The sequence below is a fragment of the Micromonospora sp. NPDC004540 genome (assembly GCF_040610095.1).
Classification (GTDB): domain Bacteria; phylum Actinomycetota; class Actinomycetes; order Mycobacteriales; family Micromonosporaceae; genus Micromonospora.
Map to the genome: position 1 here is coordinate 59,907 of NZ_JBEXLR010000016.1, position 22,926 is coordinate 82,832.

At 72.4% G+C, this 22,926-nt stretch carries 18 protein-coding genes and 1 pseudogene; 10 read left to right on the forward strand and 9 right to left on the reverse strand.

The features are described 5' to 3' along the window. Nucleotides 1–46: 46 nt before the first annotated feature. The 3 genes from ABZV78_RS08495 to ABZV78_RS08505 all read left to right on the forward strand — a co-directional run bounded on the left by ABZV78_RS08495 (nt 47) and on the right by ABZV78_RS08505 (nt 3,451). Nucleotides 47–2,440, forward strand: a complete 2,394-nt coding sequence (locus ABZV78_RS08495) for a DEAD/DEAH box helicase (RefSeq protein ID WP_355636606.1) — start codon at nt 47–49, stop codon at nt 2,438–2,440. A gap of 103 nt (nt 2,441–2,543) precedes the next feature. Beyond that, nucleotides 2,544–2,750: a hypothetical protein gene (locus tag ABZV78_RS08500; protein ID WP_091315198.1), complete on the forward strand. Its 207-nt coding sequence runs from the start codon at nt 2,544–2,546 to the stop codon at nt 2,748–2,750. 122 nt (nt 2,751–2,872) lie between these two features. Beyond that, the gene (locus ABZV78_RS08505; protein ID WP_355636608.1) at nt 2,873–3,451 is read left to right on the forward strand and encodes a hypothetical protein; all 579 of its coding nucleotides are present in this window, start codon (nt 2,873–2,875) and stop codon (nt 3,449–3,451) included. A gap of 77 nt (nt 3,452–3,528) precedes the next feature. Here ABZV78_RS08505 and ABZV78_RS08510 read toward each other — a convergent pair whose 3' ends face one another. The 8 genes and pseudogenes from ABZV78_RS08510 to ssd all read right to left on the reverse strand — a co-directional run bounded on the left by ABZV78_RS08510 (nt 3,529) and on the right by ssd (nt 9,257). Continuing rightward, complete coding sequence (locus ABZV78_RS08510; protein WP_355636610.1) at nt 3,529–3,918, reverse strand: nuclear transport factor 2 family protein; 390 nt, start codon at nt 3,916–3,918, stop codon at nt 3,529–3,531. Between the two features lie 98 nt (nt 3,919–4,016). Further along, the gene (locus ABZV78_RS08515) at nt 4,017–4,385 is read right to left on the reverse strand and encodes an Rv3654c family TadE-like protein (RefSeq protein WP_355636648.1); all 369 of its coding nucleotides are present in this window, start codon (nt 4,383–4,385) and stop codon (nt 4,017–4,019) included. A gap of 23 nt (nt 4,386–4,408) precedes the next feature. After that, entirely contained in the window at nt 4,409–4,726 is a 318-nt protein-coding gene (locus ABZV78_RS08520; protein ID WP_355636650.1) for a TadE family type IV pilus minor pilin, read from the reverse strand. Nucleotides 4,727–4,893: 167 nt separating this feature from the next. Continuing rightward, nucleotides 4,894–5,061 carry a DUF4244 domain-containing protein gene (locus ABZV78_RS08525; RefSeq protein WP_013283643.1) on the reverse strand — a complete coding sequence of 56 codons (168 nt, stop codon included), beginning with the start codon at nt 5,059–5,061 and terminating at the stop codon, nt 4,894–4,896. Nucleotides 5,062–5,084: 23 nt separating this feature from the next. After that, nucleotides 5,085–5,822 (reverse strand): type II secretion system F family protein, encoded by a 738-nt coding sequence (locus ABZV78_RS08530; protein ID WP_355636612.1) that lies wholly within the window; start codon nt 5,820–5,822, stop codon nt 5,085–5,087. Next, nucleotides 5,822–6,430: pseudogene (locus ABZV78_RS08535) on the reverse strand (hypothetical protein); the annotation flags it as partial. The pseudogene ABZV78_RS08535 and the gene ABZV78_RS08530, both read right to left, overlap by 1 nt. Before the next feature lie 515 nt (nt 6,431–6,945). Beyond that, nucleotides 6,946–8,157 carry a TadA family conjugal transfer-associated ATPase gene (locus ABZV78_RS08540; RefSeq protein ID WP_355636614.1) on the reverse strand — a complete coding sequence of 404 codons (1,212 nt, stop codon included), beginning with the start codon at nt 8,155–8,157 and terminating at the stop codon, nt 6,946–6,948. Beyond that, the gene (ssd, locus tag ABZV78_RS08545; RefSeq protein WP_355636616.1) at nt 8,154–9,257 is read right to left on the reverse strand and encodes a septum site-determining protein Ssd; all 1,104 of its coding nucleotides are present in this window, start codon (nt 9,255–9,257) and stop codon (nt 8,154–8,156) included. Before ssd ends, ABZV78_RS08540 begins: the two co-directional genes overlap by 4 nt. Before the next feature lie 295 nt (nt 9,258–9,552). On the opposite strand from ssd, the gene ABZV78_RS08550 reads away from it, so the two are divergent. The 4 genes from ABZV78_RS08550 (at nt 9,553) to ABZV78_RS08565 (ending at nt 14,045) form a co-directional block, all read left to right on the forward strand. Next, on the forward strand, nt 9,553–10,440 hold the full coding sequence (locus ABZV78_RS08550) for a hypothetical protein (RefSeq protein ID WP_355636618.1): 888 nt from the start codon (nt 9,553–9,555) through the stop codon (nt 10,438–10,440). Nucleotides 10,441–10,550: 110 nt separating this feature from the next. Next, nucleotides 10,551–12,020 carry a hypothetical protein gene (locus ABZV78_RS08555; RefSeq protein WP_355636620.1) on the forward strand — a complete coding sequence of 490 codons (1,470 nt, stop codon included), beginning with the start codon at nt 10,551–10,553 and terminating at the stop codon, nt 12,018–12,020. Nucleotides 12,021–12,280: 260 nt separating this feature from the next. Next, nucleotides 12,281–12,901, forward strand: a complete 621-nt coding sequence (locus ABZV78_RS08560) for a TMEM175 family protein (protein WP_355636622.1) — start codon at nt 12,281–12,283, stop codon at nt 12,899–12,901. A gap of 334 nt (nt 12,902–13,235) precedes the next feature. Continuing rightward, nucleotides 13,236–14,045 (forward strand): HAD-IB family hydrolase, encoded by an 810-nt coding sequence (locus ABZV78_RS08565; protein ID WP_355636624.1) that lies wholly within the window; start codon nt 13,236–13,238, stop codon nt 14,043–14,045. Nucleotides 14,046–14,062: 17 nt separating this feature from the next. Here ABZV78_RS08565 and ABZV78_RS08570 read toward each other — a convergent pair whose 3' ends face one another. After that, nucleotides 14,063–14,809, reverse strand: coding sequence for an oxidoreductase (locus tag ABZV78_RS08570; protein WP_355636626.1), 747 nt, complete (start codon nt 14,807–14,809; stop codon nt 14,063–14,065). 199 nt (nt 14,810–15,008) lie between these two features. On the opposite strand from ABZV78_RS08570, the gene acs reads away from it, so the two are divergent. The 3 genes from acs (at nt 15,009) to ABZV78_RS08585 (ending at nt 22,736) form a co-directional block, all read left to right on the forward strand. Continuing rightward, on the forward strand, nt 15,009–16,997 hold the full coding sequence (gene acs / locus ABZV78_RS08575) for an acetate--CoA ligase (protein ID WP_355636628.1): 1,989 nt from the start codon (nt 15,009–15,011) through the stop codon (nt 16,995–16,997). Nucleotides 16,998–17,240: 243 nt separating this feature from the next. Further along, nucleotides 17,241–20,033, forward strand: coding sequence for an immune inhibitor A domain-containing protein (locus tag ABZV78_RS08580; RefSeq protein WP_355636630.1), 2,793 nt, complete (start codon nt 17,241–17,243; stop codon nt 20,031–20,033). Nucleotides 20,034–20,408: 375 nt separating this feature from the next. Continuing rightward, on the forward strand, nt 20,409–22,736 hold the full coding sequence (locus ABZV78_RS08585) for an immune inhibitor A domain-containing protein (protein ID WP_355636632.1): 2,328 nt from the start codon (nt 20,409–20,411) through the stop codon (nt 22,734–22,736). The last annotated feature ends 190 nt before the right edge of the window (nt 22,737–22,926 follow it).

The following is a 22,926-nucleotide window of genomic DNA, read 5'->3' on the forward strand; positions in this document are numbered from 1 at the left end:
CGCCCCCGGGTTTCCAATTCCGAACACCAGTGCGAGAGTGCAGGACGTGACGTCACCGGCCACCGTATCGGCGGGTAGCGGGCCCGGCCGGTCGCCGGGTGAGCTGCTCCGCCGGCTGCGCCTGCGGCACGCCGCCGACCCGGTCACCCACGTCGAGCGGGTGCCGGCCCGGGCCGGCGAGCCGGCGCCGTGGCCGGGCTGGGCGCCCGACGACCTGCGGGCGGCGTTCGCGCGGCGCGGCGTGGTCGCCCCGTGGCGGCACCAGGCCGAGGCCGCCGAGCTGGCGTACGCGGGGAAGCACGTGGTGGTGGCCACCGGCACGGCGTCCGGCAAGTCGCTGGCGTACCAGCTCCCGGCGCTGGGCACCCTGCTCGCCGACCCGCGCGCCACGGTGCTCTACCTGGCCCCGACCAAGGCGCTCGCCGCCGACCAGCTCCGCGCCGTCGCCGGCCTGGAACTGGAGGGCGTACGCCCCGCCACCTACGACGGGGACACGCCGCGCGCCGAGCGGGAGTGGATCCGCCGGCACTCCCGGTTCGTGCTGACCAACCCCGACATGCTGCACCACGGCATCCTGCCCGGGCACGCGCACTGGTCGGGCTTCCTGCGCCGGCTCGCCTACGTGGTGGTCGACGAGTGCCACACCTACCGGGGCGTGTTCGGTTCGCACGTGGCGCACGTGCTGCGGCGGCTGCGCCGGCAGTGCGCGCGCTACGGGCGTACCCCCGTCTTCGTGCTGGCCTCCGCCACGTCGGGCGACCCGGCGACGGCGGCTGGGCGGCTCACCGGCCTGCCCGTCGCGGCCGTCACCGAGGACACCTCGCCGCGCGGCGGGGTGACCTTCGCGCTCTGGGAACCGCCGCTGCTGCCCTCCTCCGACGCACCCTCCCCCGACGCCGACCTTCTCCAGGTCCGGCGCTCGGCGCTGCGGGAGACCGCCGACCTGCTCGCCGACAGCGTGATCGAGGGGGTACGCACGCTCGCCTTCGTCCGGTCCCGGCGCGGCGCCGAGGTGGTCGCCGCGAACGCCCGGCGGGCGCTCGACGAGGCGGTGCCCGGCCTGGGCGACCGGGTGGCCGCCTACCGGGCCGGCTACCTGCGCGAGGAGCGCCGCGAGCTGGAACGCGCGCTGCTCACCGGCGACCTGCTCGGGCTCGCCTCGACCAACGCCCTGGAACTCGGCGTCGACCTGGTCGGGCTGGACGCCGTGCTGATCTGCGGCTGGCCGGGCACCCGCGCCTCGCTGTGGCAGCAGGCCGGCCGGGCCGGCCGCTCCGGCGACGAGGCGCTCGCGGTGCTGGTGGCCCGGGACGACCCGCTCGACACCTACCTGGTGCACCACCCGGAGGCGCTTTTCGGACGGCCAGTCGAGGCGACCGTGCTCGACCCGGCCAACCCCTACGTGCTCGCGCCGCAGCTCGCCTGCGCCGCGCATGAGGCCCCGCTCACCCCGGCCGACCTGGAACTCTTCGGCGAGGGCGCGAAGGAGACGGTCGACTCGCTGGTCGAGGCGGGGGCGCTGCGGCAGCGGCCCACCGGCTGGTATTGGCGGCACCGGGAACGCCCCGAGGTCGACCTGCGCGGCGAGGACGGCGCGCCGGTCTGCGTGGTGGAGGAGTCCACCGGCCGGCTGCTCGGCACCGTCGACGGCGGCTCCTCCCACTTCCTGCTCCACTCCGGGGCGGTCTACCTCCATCAGGGCGTCTCGTACGTGGTCGACTCGCTCGACCTGGCCGACGGGTGCGCACTGGTGCACGCCGAGGAGCCGGACTGGTCCACCCACGCCCGGGACGTCACCTCCCTGTCCGTGGTGTCCGTCCGCTCCTACGTGGACGCCGGGCCGGTCGGGCTCTTCCTCGGCGAGGTGGACGTGACCAGCCAGGTGGTGTCCTACCAGCGGCGGCGGATCGCCACCGGCGAGGTGATCGACACCCGGCCGCTGGACCTGCCGGCGCGGGAACTGCGCACCGTCGCCGTCTGGTTCACCCTCTCGCCGGAGTCGCTGGCTCTTGCCGGCGTCGAGGCGGCGGACATCCCGGGGGCGCTGCACGCCGCCGAGCACGCCGCCATCGGCCTGCTGCCGCTGATGGCGACCTGCGACCGGTGGGACATCGGCGGGCTCTCCACCGCCCTGCACCCGGACACCGAGGCGCCGACCGTCTTCGTCTACGACGGCCACCCGGGCGGGGCGGGCTTCGCCGAGCGGGCGTACGGGACGGCCGCCGCCTGGCTGCGCGCCACCCGGGACGCGATCGCCGAGTGCGGGTGCGAGTCCGGGTGCCCGTCCTGCGTCCAGTCCCCGAAGTGCGGCAACGGCAACAACCCGCTCTCCAAGCCGGACGCGGTCAAGGTCCTCGACGTGGTCCTCGCCAACCTGGCGGCCGTCGAGGGCGGGCGCGGGGCGGCGCTGCCCCGCCAGGAGGGCCGGGCCGCGGACTGACCTCCTGGTTGGTGGGACGGGTGCATGAGTGGGGCGGCATCGGGGCATTGGTGCATGGGAGCGCTTCCATATCCCCGAGCTTCTTCGCGCCGGAGGTACCGCCGTGGCCGACACGATCGCCGAGACCGTCGACCTGCTCTACACGATCGACCAGGAGAACCTCACCCCCGACCAGCAGATCGCGCTGGGCGCCGCGCTGGCCGGCCTGGCCCAGGCGGAGCGCCTGGAGCAGATCAACGAGCGGCTGCGCGGCATCCACCAGGTGCTCAACGCCTGGGCCATGAAGGCGACCGTCGACGGCGGTCGTTGACCTGCCCAGGCGGCGAGCTGACGGCCGTCGATCGGATCACCGGTCGGAACGCGCCGCCAGCGGGCGGACGGTGACGGTCGGGCTGTGCGAAACTCCGGCGTTCACCTCTTCAAGGAGATCAGATGCAGCTCGACAGCTTGCAGGCCCAGCAGCGGTTCATCGTCCGCCAGCGGATCCGGATGATGGTCAACCAGTACGAGGTCCACTCCGTGGCGCCGGACGGCTCCGAGGGTGGGCTGCTCGCGTTCGCGCAGCAGAAGCGGCTCGCGTTCAAGGAGCAGGTGACCATCTACACCGACGACTCCAAGCAGTACCCCCTGCTCGGCTTCAAGGCCCGGCAGCGCCTCGACCTCGGCGCCACCTACGACGTGACCGACCACGCCGGCACCCCGATCGGCCTGTTCCGCAAGGACTTCGCCCAGTCGCTGCTGCGCTCCACCTGGCACGTCGAGCAGGCCGGCCTGCCGCAGATCACCGGGCAGGAGCGCAGCCTGCCGGTGGCCCTGCTGCGCCGCTTCGTCGACTCGCTCTCCTGGCTGCCCTACCACTTCGACTTCGTGGCGAACGGCCAGCCGGTGTTCTCGGTCGACAAGAAGTGGGGCCTCCGCGACCGGTACGTCGTCGACATCCACCACCCGCAGATCGACCGGCGACTCGTGATCGCCATGGCGGTCGGCCTGGACGCCCTCCAGGCACGCTGACCGACCTTTTCGCGGTGGTGTCGGGGCGGTACGCGCCTCCGCCCCGACACCGCGGCCGGTCGTCAGTCCGCCCAGGGTCAGGGTGTGTGGTGCGGCGCGGAAGGCCCGGGGCTGAACGGCCATTCCTCGAAGGCGAGACACCGGCCGTCCGGGGCGAACGTGAGGATCCACAGATCGCGGAACAACTGGGAGCGAGGAGCGCCGTACCGCACTTCCAGCCGTACGACCGCCTGCGGGTCGTCGACGGCGACGATCTGGAAGTCCATCTCGAATTCCTCGTCCGGCCCGGCGCGTTCGGCGTCCCACAGCACGCGGATGGCGTCGAGGCCCCGATGCGGCTCCTGGAACGGCGACATCTGATAGGTGGCGTCGGTGGTGAAGATCCGGTCGAGCTGGTCCGTTCCCGCCGTACGCCAGGCAGATTCATAAGCCCGGATCCAGGCTTCTACGCCAGACCTGTCGGTCATAGCGGGCTCCCCTTCTGTGCGGCACGGCCGGGGTGGATCGCTGCAGGTCCAGTGTCGCAGCGTCTGGACACGAGACGTGGGAAAAGGCGATGGGCGTCTCAGCCTCGGGTTGGGCCGGCCCGGGCGGTGGCCGTCGCCGCGCGGCCGAGCCCGGGCAGCGGCGCGACCTTCACCTCCGTCGTCACGACGACGTCGAGACCGTCGAGCCGGCAGGCCGTCAGCCGGCCGCCGTTGGCCGTCGCCAGGTCGGCGGCCCGGCCACACGCCGCCTCGGCGCCTTCGAGCGCCCGGCCGGCGCCCGCGAGAGCCGCGAAGTCGGCGGCGTTCCGGGCCTGGTGACGGGCGCACCGGGCCGCGCCGAGCGCGGCACCGAAGAGCCCGGCCAGCACGAGCACCAGTCCCACCGCGAGCAGGCACACGGTCGCCCCACCGCGCTCGGCGCCATGGTGTCCGCACCCGTCGACCATTCGACGGGCCGCGTGGCGCCCGATCACGGTTGCGGTCCGGGGGCGCCTGGTTCGACGGCGGCCACCGCGGTGCCCGACACGGCGAGCCGGGGCAGCCGGGCACCGAAGCTCCGGACCGGCGCCCGGACGGTCACGGTGACCCGGTCGCCGGCCACGGTCACCGAGACGTCGGCGCCGGCCGGGGCGTACCGGGAGCCGGCCGCCGACCCGGGTTCGCCCCGGGCGGCGGCGAGCGCTGCCTCCCGGGCCGCGTCCAGGCAGCCGGCCCGCGTGGTGACCGCGTCGACCGCCGTGAGACCGGCGAAGAGAAGGAGCATCAGCGCCGGCAGGCCGGCCGCCAACTCGGCCGTGAACGAGCCCCGCTCCCGCGCACCCCACGGTCGCTGCCCGCCGGCCCGTCCCGGCTGCGCGCCTCGGCGGGCCGGGCCGGGCCGGCGACCGGGCGTCGGCGCGCTGGACGAGGGACCCGGGTCCGGACCGGGCCGGCGGCCGGCCCACCGGCGACCGGTCACTTCAGGGCCCGGTCGATGACGGCGGTGAGCGCGGACTGCACGTTGCCGGAGGTCAGCACCTTCAGCAGGATCCCGGCGAAGGCGACCGCGGCGAGGGTGCCGACGGCGTACTCGGCGGTGTTCATCCCGGCGTCGCCGCGCAGGCGGGTGAGGAGTTTGCGCATGTCGTACTTCCTTTCTCGGAGTTTCAGAGCACGTCGCCGAGGACGGCGACGATCACCGGCACCAGACCGGCGAGAATGAAGGCGGGCAGGAAACAGAGCCCGAGCGGCAGCACGATGAGCACCCCGGCCCGCCGGGCGGCCGCCTCGGCCGCGGTCGAGGCGTCGGAGCGCAGGTCGTCGGCGAGCCGGGTGAGCGCGCCCGCCAGCGCCGCGCCGCTGTTCGACGAGCGGATGGCGGCGGTCGCCAGGCGCTCCGCTCCGGTCACGGGTCGCAGGTGGTCCCACGCCTCCGCCGGCGTGCCACCCAGTTCCAGCGTCCGCCCCACCCGGCCGAGCCGGTCGGCGAGCGGTCCACCGAGCGCCTCGGCGACCGCGAGCACCGACCGGTCCACCGGTGCGCCGGCCCGGAGCGCGGCGGCCAGCAGGTCGGCGGCGAGGGGCAGGTCGGCGGCCTCCCGGAGTCGGCGGTCGCGGACGGCCCGCGGCTCGATCCGGCGCAGCAGGCGGTCGGCGGCCACCCCGGTCAGCGCCCCGACGAGCAGGCCCGGCCAGCCGCCCACCACGACCAGTGCCGCCACTCCCGCCAGGCCCGCGCCGAGCCGGATCCGGTCCGGCCACCAGGCTGGGCGGCTCGGCTCCGCCGGCCGGGTGGGCAGGAGGTGGCGTAGCCGCCGCGCCGGACGGACGGCGGCGGACCCGGACACGACCAGGAGCAACGCCGCTCCGCCGAGGCAGGCCGCGGCCACCACCTGACGCGACATCAGGCGGTCCGCGCGGGTGCGCCGAGGCGCTCCGCCCAGAGGAGGCCGGCGACCTGCAGCGCGACGGCCGCGACGGCGCTGCCGCCGCCGACCGGGGTGTGCAGGAGCACGGCCACCGGGTCGACGCCGATGGCGTAGCCCAACCCGATCCCGCCGAGCGGCAGCGCGGCGAGCAGCCAGGCGGTCGCCCGGGCGCCGGCCGCCTGCGCGGCAGCCGCGGCCAGCCCCCGGTCCGCTGCCCGGGCATCGGCCTCGACCCGTTCGAGCAGCTCGGCGAGGGGCGCCCCGGTGCGGTCGGCCAGCCGCACGGCGGCTCGCGCCAACCGGGCGATGCGCCGGGGACCGTCGCCGATCGCGCCGCCGGCCGGCAGTCCGGCCCGCAGGTCGGCAGCGAGCGCGCCGAGCTGGTCCAGGTCGTGGCGGTGGGCCCGGTCGGCCGCCTGGCGGGCCCGCCGGCGCAGCACCGCCCGTGCCGCGAGCGTGCCGTAGGCGGCCAGGACCACCGCGGCCACCGGACCGCCGAGCAGCGCTCCGGCCCCGGCGCCGAGCACGGCCGCCGCCGGCAGGGCAGGTCGACCGGACAGCGGCGCGCGAGCGACCGGGCCGGCCGACGCCGGGTCGGACGCGGGCGCGCCGGCACCCGGTCGCCAGGACCGGAGGACGGCGGCCAGCCGGAGTCCTCGATCGGTGGTGCGGGCGGCGGCCAGCCGGAACCGGAGCGTGCGGCCGGTGGGCACCACAGCGGTGGCCAACCCGGACCCCGGCGCGTGATCGGCGGGGAGCAGAGGTGCTGACCGCCTGGACCGGGTTTCACGATCAGTGGGGATGAGCCCGGATGTCGGGCGGGTCGAGTCCCGCCGCCCCGGCGGGCGGCCCGGAGGGGGACGGTCGGCGGGAGGTCCGACCAGCGCGGCGGGCCGGTGGAAGACGCTGGGATGGGGCGTCCGCACCACCGGTCCGAGCCCCGCGCGGGGGCGGGCGCACACCGACCGGGTGCCGCCCTGACCAGGGCGTCTGCCCAGATCGAGAACCGCGTGCCGCCGGGCCCGGCCGGCGCGTACCGGCCAGGCGACCGCCGCGGCGGCACCGGTCAGGAGCGCGGCCACCAACCACACCTGGCCGGTCACGACGGGCCCGCCGAGCCGGGCCACGCCGCGCAGAGGATCGGCGGCGCCGCCACGCCCCGCTCGCGGAGCAGGGCGCCGAGCGGCCGGGCGGCGAGCCCCAGCCCGCGCCCGCGTGTCCAGGCGGGCACCACGGTGACCACCCGGTCGGGTCCCTCGGGGAGGAGCAGGCCGACCGACTCCAGCACCCGGCCCTCGGTGGTCCGCCGGACCTGCAGGAGCACCTGGAGCGCGGCGGCGACCTGGGCGTGCAGGGCGGCCCGGGGCAGCCCGCCGAGCATCCCGAGCGCCTCCAGGCGGGCCGGTACGTCGGTCGGGGCGTTGGCGTGCAGCGTCCCGGCCCCGCCGTCGTGGCCGGTGTTCAACGCGGCCAGCAGGTCGACCACCTCGGCGCCCCGGCACTCGCCCACCACCAGCCGGTCCGGCCGCATCCGCAGCGCCTGCCGGACCAGGTCGCTCAGCCCGACCGCCCCGGCGCCCTCCACGTTCGACGTCCGCGCCTGGAGGCCGATCACGTGCGGGTGCACGGGCCGCAGCTCGGCCGCGTCCTCCACCAGCACGATCCGCTCGGTCCCCGGCACCAGCCCGAGCAGCGTGTTGAGCAGGGTGGTCTTGCCGGAGCCGGTCCCGCCCGTGACCAGGTACGCCAACCGGGCGGCCACCACAGCGGCGAGCAGCGGGGCGACCGGCCGGGGCACGGTGCCCTGCCGGACCAGTTCGTCGAGGGTGAACGGCCGCTGCCGGAAGGTGCGCAGCGACAGGTAGGGCCCGTCGGTCGCCACCGGTGGCAGCACGGCGTGCAGCCGGGTGCCGTCGGGCAGCCGCGCGTCGGCGTATGGGGAGGCGTCGTCGAGCCGGCGCCCGGCCGCAGCGGTGAGGCGCTGGGCCAGCCGCCGCACGTCGTCGACCGTGCCGAGCGGCACGGCCACCTGGTGCAGCCCCCGTCCCCGGTCGACCCAGACCCGGGTGCCGTTCACCAGCACGTCGGTGACCTGCGGATCGGCCAGCAACGGTGCGAGCGGACCGGCGCCGACGAGGTCGTCGTGGACCCGGTCGGCGATCCGCAGCAGGGCGGTGTCGCCGAGCACGGCGGCGTCCGGCTCGGCGCGTACGGCGGAGACGATGGCCGCCGGAGTGACCGGGGTGGCCTCGGCGGCGAACCGGTGCCGGACGCGGACGGCCAGCTCCCCGGAGTCGGCCGGCCCGGTCACGCCGCACCCGCCGCGGGCACGTCGGTCAGCTCGGCGAGGAGGCGCTGGCAGAGCAGGGCCAGTGGCCCCTTCCCCGTGGCGGCCGGCGCCTCACCGCGTTCCAGCCCTCGGCACAGCCCCGGCTCGGGCCGGAGCGTGCCGGCGAGCGGCAGCCCGAGCGCGCGGGCCACCTCGCCGGCCTTGAGCCGGCCCGGGGCGGGACCCCGCACGATCACCGCCAGGTCCGCGCAGTGCGGAGCGGCCACGGCGACCACCCGGGCCGCGGCGGCGGTGGCCCGCAGCTCCGCCGGTACGACGATCAGCGCCCGGTCGGCCCCCCGGGACGCGACCACGGCCGCGTCGTCCAGGTGCCGGGGCAGGTCGAGGACGACGATGTCCCGGCCCCGGCGGGCGGCGTCGACGGTGGCGGCCATCGCCTCGGCCGGCAGGTGCCGCAGGGCGCCCCGGTCCCAGGAGAGCACGACCAGATCGCCACGGCTGGGCAGCGCCCGGACCAGCGACGGCGGGTCCACCCGGCCGTCGGTGCCGGTCAGCCCGGGCCAGCGCAGCCCTTTGAGCTGCTCCCAGCCGAGCACGAGATCGAGGCCGCCGCCGAGCGGGTCGGCGTCCACCAGGAGGGTGCGCAGTCGGGCCCGGGCCGCGGTGACGGCGAGGCCCCCGGCCAGCACGCTGGCCCCGGCGCCGCCCCGCCCGCCGAGCACCGCGACGACGCGGGCCGGGCCGCCGCCGGGCAGCTCACCCGCGCACTCGGCGAACCGGTCGACCAGCCAGGGCTCGGCCGCGGGCAGGGTGGCGACGTGCTCGGCGCCGATCAGCTCGGCGATCTCCGTGCCCGGATCGAGCTGGCCGGAGCGACCCACCAGCACGGTCCGGGGCCGGCGCGGCAGGCGGGCCCGGAGGCAGGCCTGCGCCTGGTCGGCGCCGATCAGGACGAGCGGCGCCGGTGTCCAGCGGGCCCGGGCGGCGGCGGGATCGGCGGCCAGCTCGACCTCGGTGCCGCCCGCTGCGGCGAGCCGCAGCAGCTCGTCGAGGAGGTCGCCGTCGGCGGTGACGAGCAGGGGCAGCCGGCGGTACGGCGGCAGCGGGGTACGGGGCGGCATGGCGGCCTCCAGCGGTCGGACTCGGACGTGCCGCGGAGCAGCCTGCCGGCGGATCCGGCGCACCGACGCCCGGTCGGGTGCCGCTGTGGACGACGAGGACGGCTGTGGACAGCCGCCGGTCCCGGAGTTGATCTGCTATGGCCGGCTCAGCGCACTCCGTGATCCACGACCGTCCTTTATGTACCGGTCCGTCGGCACGATGTAACGACGTCGATCGTTTCCGCGGTAATTGACTGACAGCAACTTTCGGGCGATGGGACGCCCGGCTGTCCAATCACAGAAGAGAGGAACGGGGATGCAGGGATCCTGGCGAAGGGTGGCCCTCGCGGCCAGCCTTTCGATCACGGGGGCGCTGGGCGGGCTCGTCGCCGCCGCCCCGGCACAGGCACAGACGGTGGAGTCCGGCTCGGTCTCCTTCAGCGGAGACCCCGGCGACTACATCAGCGGCGGCGGGTCGTACGCGTACTCCACCGACAACGGCGACCAGCTCACGACGAACGCGTCGACCGACACCAGCCACGTGTCGATCGACGTCAACGGCTACAACGGCGACTGGTGGTACCTCGATTTCGACGCCCCGGGCAGCCAGCCGCTGACCCCCGGCACCTACGACAACGCGACCCGCTACCCGTTCAACGGCGCCGGCCCCGGCCTCAGCCTGTTCGGCAACGGGCGCGGCTGCAACGAGCTGACCGGCACCTTCACGGTCATCAACGCGGTGTTCGGCCCGAACGGATACGTGCAGACCTTCGACGCCACCTTCGAGCAGCACTGCGAGGGCGGCGAGTCGGCGGCCCGGGGCGAGGTGCACATCGCCAACCCGCCGGCGCCCGCACCGCTCGACCTGGAGCTCGGCGTCGCCACCGACGGCACCGCCAACTCGATCAACGGCAAGGCGGTCGTGCACGGGACGGTGACCTGCAACCAGCCGACCTCGGTGACGCTGACCGGCGTGGTCGACCAGGTGGTCAAGAAGGTGCTGGTCCGCGGCAACTTCTCGGCTGTGGTCAGCTGCACCCCGGGCGCCGCCGCGCCGTGGACGGCCTCGGCCACCCCCAACGGCAGCACCCCCTTCGGCAAGGGCGCCGCCGAGGTCAACACCGAGGCGTCCGGCTACGACAGCGAGTACCAGCAGTACGTCTCGGTCTCCGACACCTCGATCGTGACCCTGTCCAGGTCCTGACCCGACCGCTGACGCGGGCGGCCGGACCCGCCACGGTCCGGCCGCCCGCCCTCCCGGACCCCACCTGGCGTCCGAGACCGGGACCATTCACCGAACTTCCGGGGGTACCCATGCATCGCTCCAGGACAGCCCTGTTCACCGTCGGTCTCGTCGCGGGTACGGCCACCATCGCCACGCCCGCCTATGCGGCCACCCCGGTCGTCGGGATGCCCGATCCCGTCCTGGTCGCCACGCCCAGCGCGGTCGACGGCCCGGTCATCACCGAGGTGTCGTCGGGCGAGATCGGCACCGGCACGGTCACCTTCCGGCTCTCCGCCGGCTTCGCCTGGGTGTCCGGCGGCATACAGCAGACCGTCTCGGTCACGGACATCGGCAAGTGCAGCAAGAACAACACGCTGCGGCTCGGACCGGACAAGGCCCAATCGATGATCATCTACCCGAACGGTCCCGACCTGACAGTGGAGATCAGCCGCTCCAGTCGCCGCGGTTGTCGTGCCGAACTGCGCTTCGACGCCATCCACGTGCGCGCCCTGCACACCGGGACGGGCACGGTCAGCTACGCCGGCTCCGCGGCCCTCGCCGGCATCCCGGCGGGCGCCGTCCTGTCCCAGGTGCGGACCGGTCCCGGGCCGGTCGGGGTCGGCTGGGGGGTGAACACCTACACCCAGACGGGCACGGCGGGCAGCACCCTGCCGTACCCGTTCCTGATCCAGGATTCCCGGGTCCCCGGCGTGGCTCTCGGCGCCGCCGACGCGACCTCCTACGCCGTTCAGGCCGACGGGACGGTGCTCGGCTGGGGCCGGTACGCCGATGGCACGAACGAGTCCCAGGTTCCGGTCCCGGTGCAGGGCGTGACCAACGCCGCCGCCGTGACCGGCGGCTATGTCGACAACCTGGCGCTGCGCCGGGACGGGTCGGTGCTCACCTGGCACTCGAACATGACGCCCACGGTGGTGGAGGGGATCACCGGCGCGGTGGCGGTGGCCGCTTCCGACTACACGTTCTTCGCGGTGCAGAGCGACGGGACGCTGATGGCCTGGGGCGACGGCGACGCCGGGCAACTCGGCACCGGCACCCGCGTGTACTCCGCCGTGCCGATGCCGGTGCCCGGCCTCACCGGCGTGGTCGCGGTGTCGGCCTCCGGCTACGGGGCGCAGGCACTGACCGCCGACGGGTCGGTGTGGTACTGGGGTTGGGACGGCCGGACGTTCAGCCCGGAGGGACCGGCCCTGCTCACCTCTCCGCGACGGATCGCCAACCTGCCACCGGTGAAGGCGATCCACGGCGGTTACGGAGGGCTGGCGGTGGCCCGGGACGGCACCGTGTGGAGCTGGGGTCTCAACGGCGCGAACCCGGACGCCCCGACACCGGTCGCCGGTCTGACCGACATCGTGCAGGTGTCATCGCTGGGCGCGAACAAGTACGCGATCGGAGCCGACGGCACCATGTTCGAGTGGGGCGCCACCTCCACCGACCCTGACGGGCCCGGTGTGGTGGAGGACCCGAGACCCGTCTGGGGAATCGACCGGGTGCGCTCGATGGTCACGGGTAGCGGGTTCATCCTCGCCGTCGTCGAGTGACGAGCGCCCGTCCGCGGCAGGCGAGGGCGGGTCGAGTGCGAGTTTGCTTCCTGCAACTGCGGGAAAGGCCGCCAGGTTGGTCAGCCGTTCCCACAGTTGCAGGAGGCCCGAGGTGGCTCGTAGGAAAGCCGCCGTCGCTGCGCGACGGATGGCTCCTGACCAATCGGGCGAAGCGCATGGCCCGTAACAACTCGACAACCGGCGACCACGAGGACCGAGTCAGCACTCCGGTAGGTGCCGAGCGAGACCCCAGTCGAGTCGTGACGTTCAGTGACGCGGTCATTGCCATCGCCGTCACCCTGCTTGTCCTGGAGATCCGCCCGCCCGAGGACACGGAACACCTGTGGAAGGGCCTCCGTGAACTCTGGCCCTCCTATGCGGCGTACTTCATCACCTTCCTGCTCATCGGTCAGATGTGGGTGAACCACCACGTCATGTTCGACCACATCCGCTCGGCAGACCGTCTGGTATTGCTCTTCAACACCCTCCTCCTGGTGCAGATCGCGTTCCTTCCGTTCGCCTCCGCCGTGCTGGCCAGCGCGTTCGAGTCCGGTCATGGAAAGCGAACCGCCGTCGTCTTCTACGGGATCTCCTACGAAGGAGCGGCCATCCTGTTCAACGTCATCTGGGAATATGCGCGGCGCGGCCGCCGCCTGCTGACTGCGACCACCGACTCGGCCACCGCGGCGGCGATCAGCCGACGCTTTCATCCGGCACCCGTGTGGATCGCCGCAGGGACCGCGCTGGGCGCCTGGCATCCCGTTCTCGGCGTAGCAGTGCTCGCCGCGTTCATTCCCTTCTACTGGTGGCCGATCAAGGGCGAGGTCGCCAGCATCAGACGTACCCGCGGGCGCGCTGGCGGAGAGTCCGCCGCCCCTTGAGCATCGCTGCCAGAAAGGGACGACCCCCGTCGGGGGGAGACGGGGGTCGTCGTGAGGTTCGGCTCCGGGGGGGTCGAGCCGAACCCACTCAGCGGTCACGGGGGGTGCAACCGCCGAGGGCCTTCGCGTCGACGTGACGTGTGCTCTCGTCGCGAGCACAAGCATGCCGCAATGGACCCTTATACGTCGAGTGGTGTTCACTCCACGCAACGCTAATTTGTGGTCCACGGGCGTGACAGCCGTCACTCCCCCGGGTGCATCTCCCCCGACTGGCCGCCCCCGTAGCCCCCGCCGGACCAGCCGACCGTGGCCCGTCGGGCTAGACTTTCGCGCCGTGGGCCGGAGTGCCGCTTTCTTCGATCTCGACAAGACCGTCATCGCCAAGTCGAGCGCACTGGCGTTCGGTCGGCCGTTCTACCGGGACGGGCTGATCACTCGCCGTGACGTGGTCAAGTCGGCGTACGCGCAGCTGATGTTCCGGCTGGGCGGCACCGACGAGCAGACCATGGCCCGCACCCGGGACTACCTCGCCACGCTCTGCAAGGGCTGGCCGGTGGAACAGGTCCGCCAGATCGTCGCGGAGACGCTGCACGAGCTGATCAACCCCTACGTGTACGCCGAGGCCGCCGCCCTCATCGAGGAGCACCAGGCCGCCGGGCGGGACGTGGTGCTGGTCTCCGCCTCGGGCGAGGAGATGGTCCGTCCCATCGGCGAGCTGCTCGGGGTGACCGACGTGATCGCCACCCGGATGGCGGTGGCGGACGGCCGCTACAGCGGCGAGGTCGAGTTCTACGCGGCCGGCCCGCGCAAGGTCGACGCCGTCGGCGAACTGGCCCTGGCCCGCGGCTACGACCTCGCCGACTCCTACGCCTACTCCGACTCGTACAGCGACCGCCCGCTGCTGGAGTGCGTGGGGCACCCGACCGTGGTCAACCCGGACCGGGCGCTGCGCCGGCTGGCTGTGGAGAACTCGTGGCCGGTGCTGGAGTTCCGGCACCCGGTGCCGCTGGGTCGGCGGCTGCGGGAGCGCCCGGCCGTGCCGGTCGCCGCAGCGGCCCTCGGCGTGGGCGTCGGCGTCGCCATCGGCATCGCCTGGTACGGCCGGCACCGCCGCACCCGCGCCGCCGCCACCCCCACCGCCTGAGTCCACGGCGCAGAAGCTCAGGACGCGGCGAGGACCTCGTCGCCGATGAGCGTGATCTGCTCAGCGCCGACCTCCACGGCGGCCATGTAGTGGCGCAGCCAGGAGCGCAGCCCGTCGGGGGTGCCGGTGGCGAAGGCGCCGGCCGCGCCGACGTACTCGGGTTCCCGCTCCCGGTGGCCGACGTCGACGGCGACCAGCCCTCGCGGGTCGAAGCCGGTGGAGATCAGCACCAGCCGGGCGGCGGCCCGCGCCACCACCCCGGACGGGCCGGCGAACGGGCGCAGGTTCAGCAGCTCGCCGTGCACCACGGCGGCCAGCACCAGCGGCGGCACCTTCGTGCCCCCGGCCACCAGCCCGGCCAGCCCGTCGAGGCGGGACGCCACCACCGGGTCGGCCACCGGGCGGCCCAGCTCCGCCTCGGCCACGACGTCGCGGGCGGCGAGCACGTGCAGCCGGGCGAGCGCCTGGCGCGGCGCCTTCGGCCAGAGTTCGCTCAGCCCGGGCAGCGCCCCGGCCACCCGCAGCGCGCCCTGGAGCACCGGATCGGTGACCGTGCCCGCGCGTACCTCCTCGCGGTCGTGCACCCGGCCCTCCAGCGCGGCGCTGGCCACGGCCGAGCGGAGGCTGACCTCGGCGGCGACCTGGCCGCCCTGGCGGCGCAGCGCGCGGTGCCGGTGGGCCTGGTCGACCCGGTCGCGGGCCCGCTCGACGGCGGGCGCGATGTCGGCGAGCGCGAGCAGCGGGGCGAGCGGGTCGGTGGTCACCCCGCCACGCTAGCGATCCCCGCACCCCGCCGGAGCGCCAGCCGTCCGGAAGCGACGCGAACCACTCTCCTTTACTGCTCGGCGCGCCCGAAGGGCCACTGAGCGCGTGACGCATGGCCAGGCGGTCGCGGCGGGGGGCGCGCCGGGACTAACCTCACCCGGATAGGAGACGCAGGTCACGCGATGAAGGAGTCACCGCATGAGCGAGGCATTGGCCAACTTGCTGAACGAGACGCGCCAGTTCCCGCCGCCGGCCGAGCTCGCCGCGAACGCCAACGTGACCGCGGACGCGTACGGCGAGGCGGCCGAGGACCGGCTCGCCTTCTGGGAGCGCCAGGCCGGCCGGCTGCACTGGGACCGGCAGTGGGACCAGGTGCTCGACTGGTCGAACGCGCCGTTCGCGAAGTGGTTCGTGGGCGGTCAGCTCAACGTGGCGTACAACTGCCTGGACCGGCACGTGGAGGCCGGTCGCGGTGACAAGGTGGCCATCCACTGGGAGGGCGAGCCCGGTGACACCCGCACCGTCACCTACGCCGACCTGCACAAGCTCACCTGCCAGGCGGCCAACGCGCTGACCGAGCTGGGCGTCACGGCCGGCGACCGGGTGGCGATCTACCTGCCGATGATCCCCGAGGCCGCGGTGGCGATGCTCGCCTGCGCCCGGATCGGCGCCACGCACAGCGTGGTCTTCGGCGGCTTCTCGGCCGACGCGCTGACCAACCGGATCCAGGACGCCAGCGCCAAGGTGGTGATCACCGCGGACGGCGGCTTCCGCCGGGGCAAGCCGTCCGCGCTCAAGCCGACCGTCGACGAGGCGGTGGCCAAGTGCCCGTCGGTGGAGCACGTGCTGGTGGTCCGCCGCACCGGCGAGGAGGTCGCCTGGTCGGGCAAGGACCACTGGTGGCACGAGACGGTGGAGACGGCCTCGCCGGAGCACACCGCGCAGGCGTTCGACGCCGAGCACCCGCTCTACATCCTCTACACCAGCGGCACCACGGCCCGGCCGAAGGGCATCCTGCACACCACCGGCGGCTACCTCACCCAGACGTCGTACACCACGCACGCGGTCTTCGACCTGAAGCCGGAGACCGACGTCTACTGGTGCACCGCCGACATCGGCTGGGTCACCGGGCACTCCTACATCGTCTACGGCCCGCTCTCCAACGGCGCCACCCAGGTCATGTACGAGGGCACCCCGGACACCCCGCACAAGGGCCGGTTCTGGGAGATCGTCGACAAGTACAAGGTCACCATCCTGTACACGGCGCCGACCCTGATCCGCACCATGATGAAGTGGGGCGAGGACATCCCCGCCGGCTACGACCTCTCCTCGCTGCGCCTGCTCGGCAGCGTCGGTGAGCCGATCAACCCGGAGGCGTGGATCTGGTACCGGCAGCACATCGGCCGGGGCGAGCTGCCCATCGTCGACACCTGGTGGCAGACCGAGACCGGCGCGATCATGATCTCCCCGCTGCCGGGCGTCACCGCGGCCAAGCCCGGCTCGGCGATGGCGCCGCTGCCCGGCATCGCCGGCGACGTGGTGGACGACCAGGGCCAGTCGGTGCCCAACGGCGGGGGCGGCTACCTGGTGCTCCGGGAGCCGTGGCCGTCGATGCTGCGCACCATCTGGGGCGACGACAACCGCTTCATCGAGACCTACTGGTCGCGCTTCGGGGCCGGCGCCAACCACGGCGACGACTGGGTCTACTTCGCCGGCGACGGGGCGAAGAAGGACGACGACGGGCACATCTGGCTGCTCGGCCGGGTCGACGACGTGATGCTGGTGTCCGGTCACAACATCTCCACCACGGAGGTGGAGTCGGCGCTGGTCAGCCACCCGTCGGTGGCCGAGGCGGCGGTGGTGGGCGCGACCGACCCGACCACCGGCCAGGCGATCGTCGCGTTCGCCATCCCGCGCGGGAGCACGGAGATCTCCGGTGAGGCCGGCGAGAAACTCATCGCCGACCTGCGCAACCACGTGGCCAAGACGCTCGGCCCGATCGCCAAGCCCCGGCAGATCATGCTGGTGCCTGAGCTGCCGAAGACCCGCTCCGGCAAGATCATGCGCCGGCTGCTGCGGGACGTGGCGGAGAACCGGTCGCTCGGCGACGTCACGACGCTTCAGGACTCCTCGGTGATGGACCTGATCTCCTCGGGCATGGGGGGCGGCAAGTCCGACGAGGACTGAGCGCAGACGTACCCCTGACGGTGGGTGGTGGTCCGGACGGGCCGCCACCCACCGTCGTTCTGTTGAGACACCTGTCGGAAGTTCGGTGGAGGTTCGGCAGGCTGATCGGCCAGAGGCTATGTCGCCCCCTGTCGATGGAGGCACTCTTCGGTTAGGTTCAGCCGCATCGGACCGGTTCGACGGGCGTCGCTGCGACGCGCGACCGGCCGGTTCCCCCCTCCCATGCCCTACGAACGGAGTGGCATGCACACATTTCCACGGTCCGGGTCACGCCGACGCCTACTCGTCGCGCTGCCCGCCATCGCCCTCGCCGCCACGTCGCTGACCGTGACGGGCAGCGCGGCCGCCCAGACGTCCGGCAGCGCCCGGGCCACGATCGGGGCGGACGACTACTACATCAACTACGCCGAGCCCGAGGTCCAGCCGGACACGGCGGGCAAGGAGGTCAAGGGGAAGGACGGGGTCTACACGAGCCCGGTCGACGCGGCGCGGGCCTACGACCGCAAGTTCGCCGGCGGCAACCCGAAGGCCGCGCGGGAACTGGCCAAGCTGGAGGCCAAGGCGATCAAGACGGGGCAGAGCCCCCGCCAGATCAAGCAGGCCAAGGGCACCCAGACCGCCAAGCTGCTCACCCTGCTGGTGGAGTTCAACGACAAGGCGAACGACGACTTCACCAACGTGTACGTGCCGAAGACGGTCTTCGAGGACCGGAGCTGTGTCCTCGGCACCGTGCAGAACGGCCCGAAGCACAACACCATTCCGGACCCGGCCAGCCTGCCGCACGAGGACAACAACTCGATGTGGGTGCCGGACTTCTCGCCCGAGCACTACGACAAGATGCTCTACACCAAGGAGGGCATCACCGAGCGGGTCCGTAAGGACCTGACCGGGCCGGACGGCAAGCCGGGCGTGGACATCTCCGGTCGCACGATGCACAACATGTACCTGGAGATGTCCAAGGGCGCGTACACGGTGGACGGGCAGGCCAGCCCGTGGATCACCGTGCCGCACTCGGAGGGCTGGTACGCGGCCTCCCGTTGCTTCAAGGACGAGAACGGCAACTGGGTCGCCGGTCGTGAGCAGTCGATGAACGGCCACCCGGACAACCCGCAGGGCGCCGGCCGGCTGGCCACCGACGCGGTGGACGCGCTGGCCAAGATGGACCCGAACTTCCCGTGGGCCGACTACGACATCGAGGACCAGGGCGACGCCGACGGCGACGGCAACGTCAACGAGCCGGACGGCGTGATCGACCACCTGGTGCTGGTGCACGCGAACCAGGGCAAGTCGCGCGGCGGCGGCGACGTGGGCGTCTACTCGGTCTGGGCGCACTCCTCGACGGTGGCCGGCGGTTACACGATTCCGGGCACCAACAAGAAGGTGGCCAACTACATCGTGCAGCCGGAGGACGCCGGCGTCGGTGTGTTCGCCCACGAGTTCGGTCACGACCTGGGTCTGCCGGACCTTTACGACACCTCCGGCAACGCCGACTCGGACGTCGACTTCTGGGACCTGATGGCCTCGGGCTCGCACAGCGGCGAGATCTTCCAGGCGCTGCCCACCCACATGGGCCTCTGGGACAAGTGGGTGCTCGGCTGGGCCGACCCGCTGCAGCTCAACCCGGGTGACGACCCGCGCTCGGTGCAGCTGGGCCAGACCTCGAACACCCCGGTCGGCACCAAGGACGGCATCAAGATCAACCTGCCGAACAAGGTGATCACCCTGGCGGAGCCGCACAGCGGCACCAACATGTGGTACTCGGGGGCCGACCAGGACTGGGCGGACGTCAAGCTGAGCCGCACGGTGACCGTCCCGAACGCCGCGGACGCGAAGTTCTGGATGTGGAACAACTACGTCATCGAGGCGGACTGGGACTACGGCTTCCTGGAGGTCTCCACCAACGGTGGCGCCACCTGGTCGGAGCAGAAGGTCTACGACGCCACCGGCAAGCTCGTCACCACCAACGACGGGTACGCCGACCCCAACGGCCGCATGGTCGACTTCGGCAACAAGAAGTACGGCCTGACCGGCAGCACGGGCGGCTGGCGGCACGACTACGTCGACCTGTCCGCGTTCGCCGGGCAGACCGTCCAGGTCCGGCTGCGGTACGCCACCGACGAGGCGTTCGTGGAGCGTGGCTGGTTCGCCGACGACTTCTCGGTCACCGGCGGCGGCGCCACCACCTGGAGCGACGACGTCGAGGGCGGCGCCAACGGCTGGACCCAGACCGGCGGCACCTTCACCGACACCTCCGGCGCGGGCTGGCACGTCGACTCGGGCACCCAGGTCAAGGCGCACTACTACCTGGCCGAGTGGCGGAACTTCGACGGCTTCGACAAGGGCCTGAAGTACGCGTACGACACGGTCTACTCGCACGAGGCGTGGAAGGTCGACAAGCTCTCCTACAACGCCCCGGGCATGCTGGTCTGGTACCGGGACACCGTGCTCGGCGACGTCAACCACGTCACCGCGCAAATGACCGCGCTGCCCAGCTACGGGGCCAAGGGCGGGCTGCTGATCGTCGACTCGCACAACGACCCGCTGCGCCGGCAGGGCGACGCGGCCGTCAAGGACCCGTCGACGCTGGACAACCTGCCCAGCCGTCCGCAGTCGTCCAACGCGGCCTTCTCCCTGGGCTCCACGTACCCCTTCAAGGAGTGCCTGGAGGCGGCGAACGAGCCGTACAGCGAGTACTGCACCAACTTCGCGGCCCAGGCCCCGGTCCCGGCGTTCACCGACGCCAAGGGCTGGTACCCGGGCATCGAGATCCGCAACGGCTCCGCGTTCGCCCGGGACAACGACGCCTCCGTCGTCATCCCGTCGCGGGGCAACGCGAAGTACACCACCCGGGTGACCAACCCCGACGGCACGCCGGCTCCGGCGTACTACGGGGCCACCCTGGGCGGCGGGGCGATCGTGCTCGGCACCGGCAACCCCGGTGACGCGGGCGTCGCGTACGGCGTCTCGATCACCATCAAGCGGGCGGCCAAGGACAACTCGTACGCCACGGTGTACGTGACCCCGGCGACCCCGTGACCTGACACGCCGAGGGCGCGTCGGAACCACACGACGGGGCCCGTCTGGAGCACACTGCTCCGGACGGGCCCCGTCCGTCTTACGCGTCGGCAATTTTTCCTCGCAGCCGTGTGACATTTTCGCGGGCCGCTGCGCTCCCCTTGGGGGACCTCATAATCACCGTCACGCTGAGTGATCGTGGCCGAAACGTGATGTGAATCGACGGCGAATCGCTGGGCATTTTTGCCCCAGATTGCCCGAGAAAAGAGGCCAAGCCTTCGGGTGATTGACCGGTGACAACGATGCAAACACCTGTCATTGTGAGTGACGCATGACATGACACTGATGGTTCTGGCTGTCTCTGTCATGTAACAGTTCCACAAAGGAGGAGGACCTTTGAGGAGACGAGTCACAGCTGGCCTGGCTTCGGCCGCGGCCGCGCTGCTGGCAGCCGGTGTCGTCACGACGCCGGTGTCCGCCGCCCCGGCGGCGGAGCCCACCCCCGGCGCCGACAAGGCGAAGCATGGCAAGGACAACCTGCCCGATCCCAAGGCGGATCAGCAGCGGGAGCTCAAGAAGCAGGCGATCTCCGACCTGCTGCAGGGCAAGGCCAAGCTTCAGACGCGCAACGGCTCGAAGGTCATCCAGGTCAAGGACGACCTGTTCGTCGAGTACCAGCAGGCGCCGAAGGAAGACCCCATCTTCACGATGCTGGTCAACTTCGGCACCAAGACCGACCCGCGCGCCGGCGGCTCCGCCGGACCGGTGGTCAACCAGATCCCGGAGCCGGACCGCAACTGGGACGGCAGCTCCACCGACGACAACAGCACCCTGTGGCGCTCCGACTTCCACCGCGAGCACTACATGGACATGTTCTACGGTGAGGGCGAGTCGTTCCGGGACTTCTACCTGAAGCAGTCCGGTGGTCGTTACACGGTCAAGGGCGACGTCAGCGACTGGATCACGGTGCCTTACAACGAGGCTCGTTACGGTCACAACGACGACCCGAACAACCCGAACGACAACATCTCCGAGGCCGAGGGCTACTGGAACTTCGTCCGGGACAGCGCCACGTCCTGGTACCAGACCCAGGTCGCGGCCGGGAAGTCGGCCCAGGAGATCAAGGACTACCTCAAGCAGTTCGACGTCTGGGACCGGTACGACTTCGACGGCGACGGCAACTTCAACGAGGCCGACGGCTACATCGACCACTTCCAGGCGGTGCACGCCGGTGAGGGCGAGGAGGCCGGCGGCGGCGCCCAGGGCGAGGACGCCATCTGGTCGCACCGCTGGGCGGCGTTCACCAACCTCGAGGGCAAGGCCGGTCCGGCCGGCAACCTCGCGGGCGGTGTGCAGATCGGCGACACCGGGATGTGGATCCGTGACTACACCACGGAGCCGGAGAACGGCGGCCTCGGCGTCTTCGCGCACGAGTACGGTCACGACCTCGGTCTGCCGGACCTGTACGACACCCAGGGTGGCGACAACGGCGTCGGCTTCTGGAGCCTGATGTCCTCGGGTTCGTGGCTGAGCCACGGCACCGACGACATCGGTTCGACCCCGGGCTACATGGACCCGTGGTCGAAGCTCTACCTGGGCTGGCTGAACCACAGCACGGTCGACTACGGCTCGGGCACCACCCGGGTGACCCTCGGCCCGGCCGGCGACAGCGACGGGCCGAAGGCCCAGGCGGTCGTGGTGAACCTGCCCGACCAGACGCAGACCACGAACTACAACACGCCGTTCGGCGGGTCGTACGAGTGGTGGGGCGGCAGCGCGGACGACCTGAACTCCTCGCTGACCCGCACCCTGGACCTGACCGGCGCGACCACCGCGTCGATCACCTCCAAGCTGCAGTACGACATCGAAGAGGACTACGACTACCTCTACGCGGAGGTGTCGACCGACGGTGGCGCCACCTGGGCTGACCTGAAGAACAACCTGGTCGACGCGGGTGACAGCGGCATCGACGGCTCCAGCAACGGCACCTGGGTCGACTCGACCTACGACCTGTCGGCGTACGCCGGCAAGTCGGTGCTGTTCCGCTACCGCTACGCGACCGACGGCGGCGTGCACTTCGCCGGTCCGTTCCTGGACAACGTCTCGCTGACCAAGAACGGCGCGGTCGCCTGGACCGACGACGCGGAGACCCTCGCCGCGGAGTGGACCGCCAAGGGCTGGACCCGGATGGGTGGCTCGGTGACCGCCAGCTACCCCCGCTTCTACATCGCCGAGAACCGGACCTACTTCGGTTACGACGACACGCTGCGGACCGGTGGCTACAACTACGGGTTCGCCAGCCGGCCGAACTGGGTGGAGCGGTTCTCCGTCCAGCCGGGCATGCTGGTCTGGTACGTGAACTACGCCTACGGCGACAACAACACGTCGGCCCACCCGGGCTACGGCCTGAACCTTCCGGTCGACGTCCGTCCGGGCAAGATCCAGGTCGGCAACCAGGGCAACATCACCAACCGGCGCAACGGCTACGACGGCACCTTCAGCCTCTACGCCAAGCCGGCGCAGACCTTCCACAAGAACGACGTGGCGGTCACCGTGCCGGAGCTCGCGCCGAACCCGGTGTTCACCGACAGCGGGGTCAACAAGTACTGGAACAGCAACAACCCGTGGAACTCGGTGAAGGTCGCCGGCACCGGCACCAAGATCGAGATCCTGCAGCAGGGCACCACCCCGACCAGCGACATGGTCGTCAAGGTCACCAACTGATCGGGTAGCACCAACCGGAAGGGGCCGGTGGCGGCGACGCCACCGGCCCCTTTCGCGTACCCCGAGACCTTTCGCCCCAGCTCAGCCCGGCCGATCGGCCGATCTCGATGTGACGGTGAGGAGCCTTCCCAACAAAAAGTTGCTACAAATCGACGCACGTGTCTTCCCACGCGTCACGGGAATGTCTATC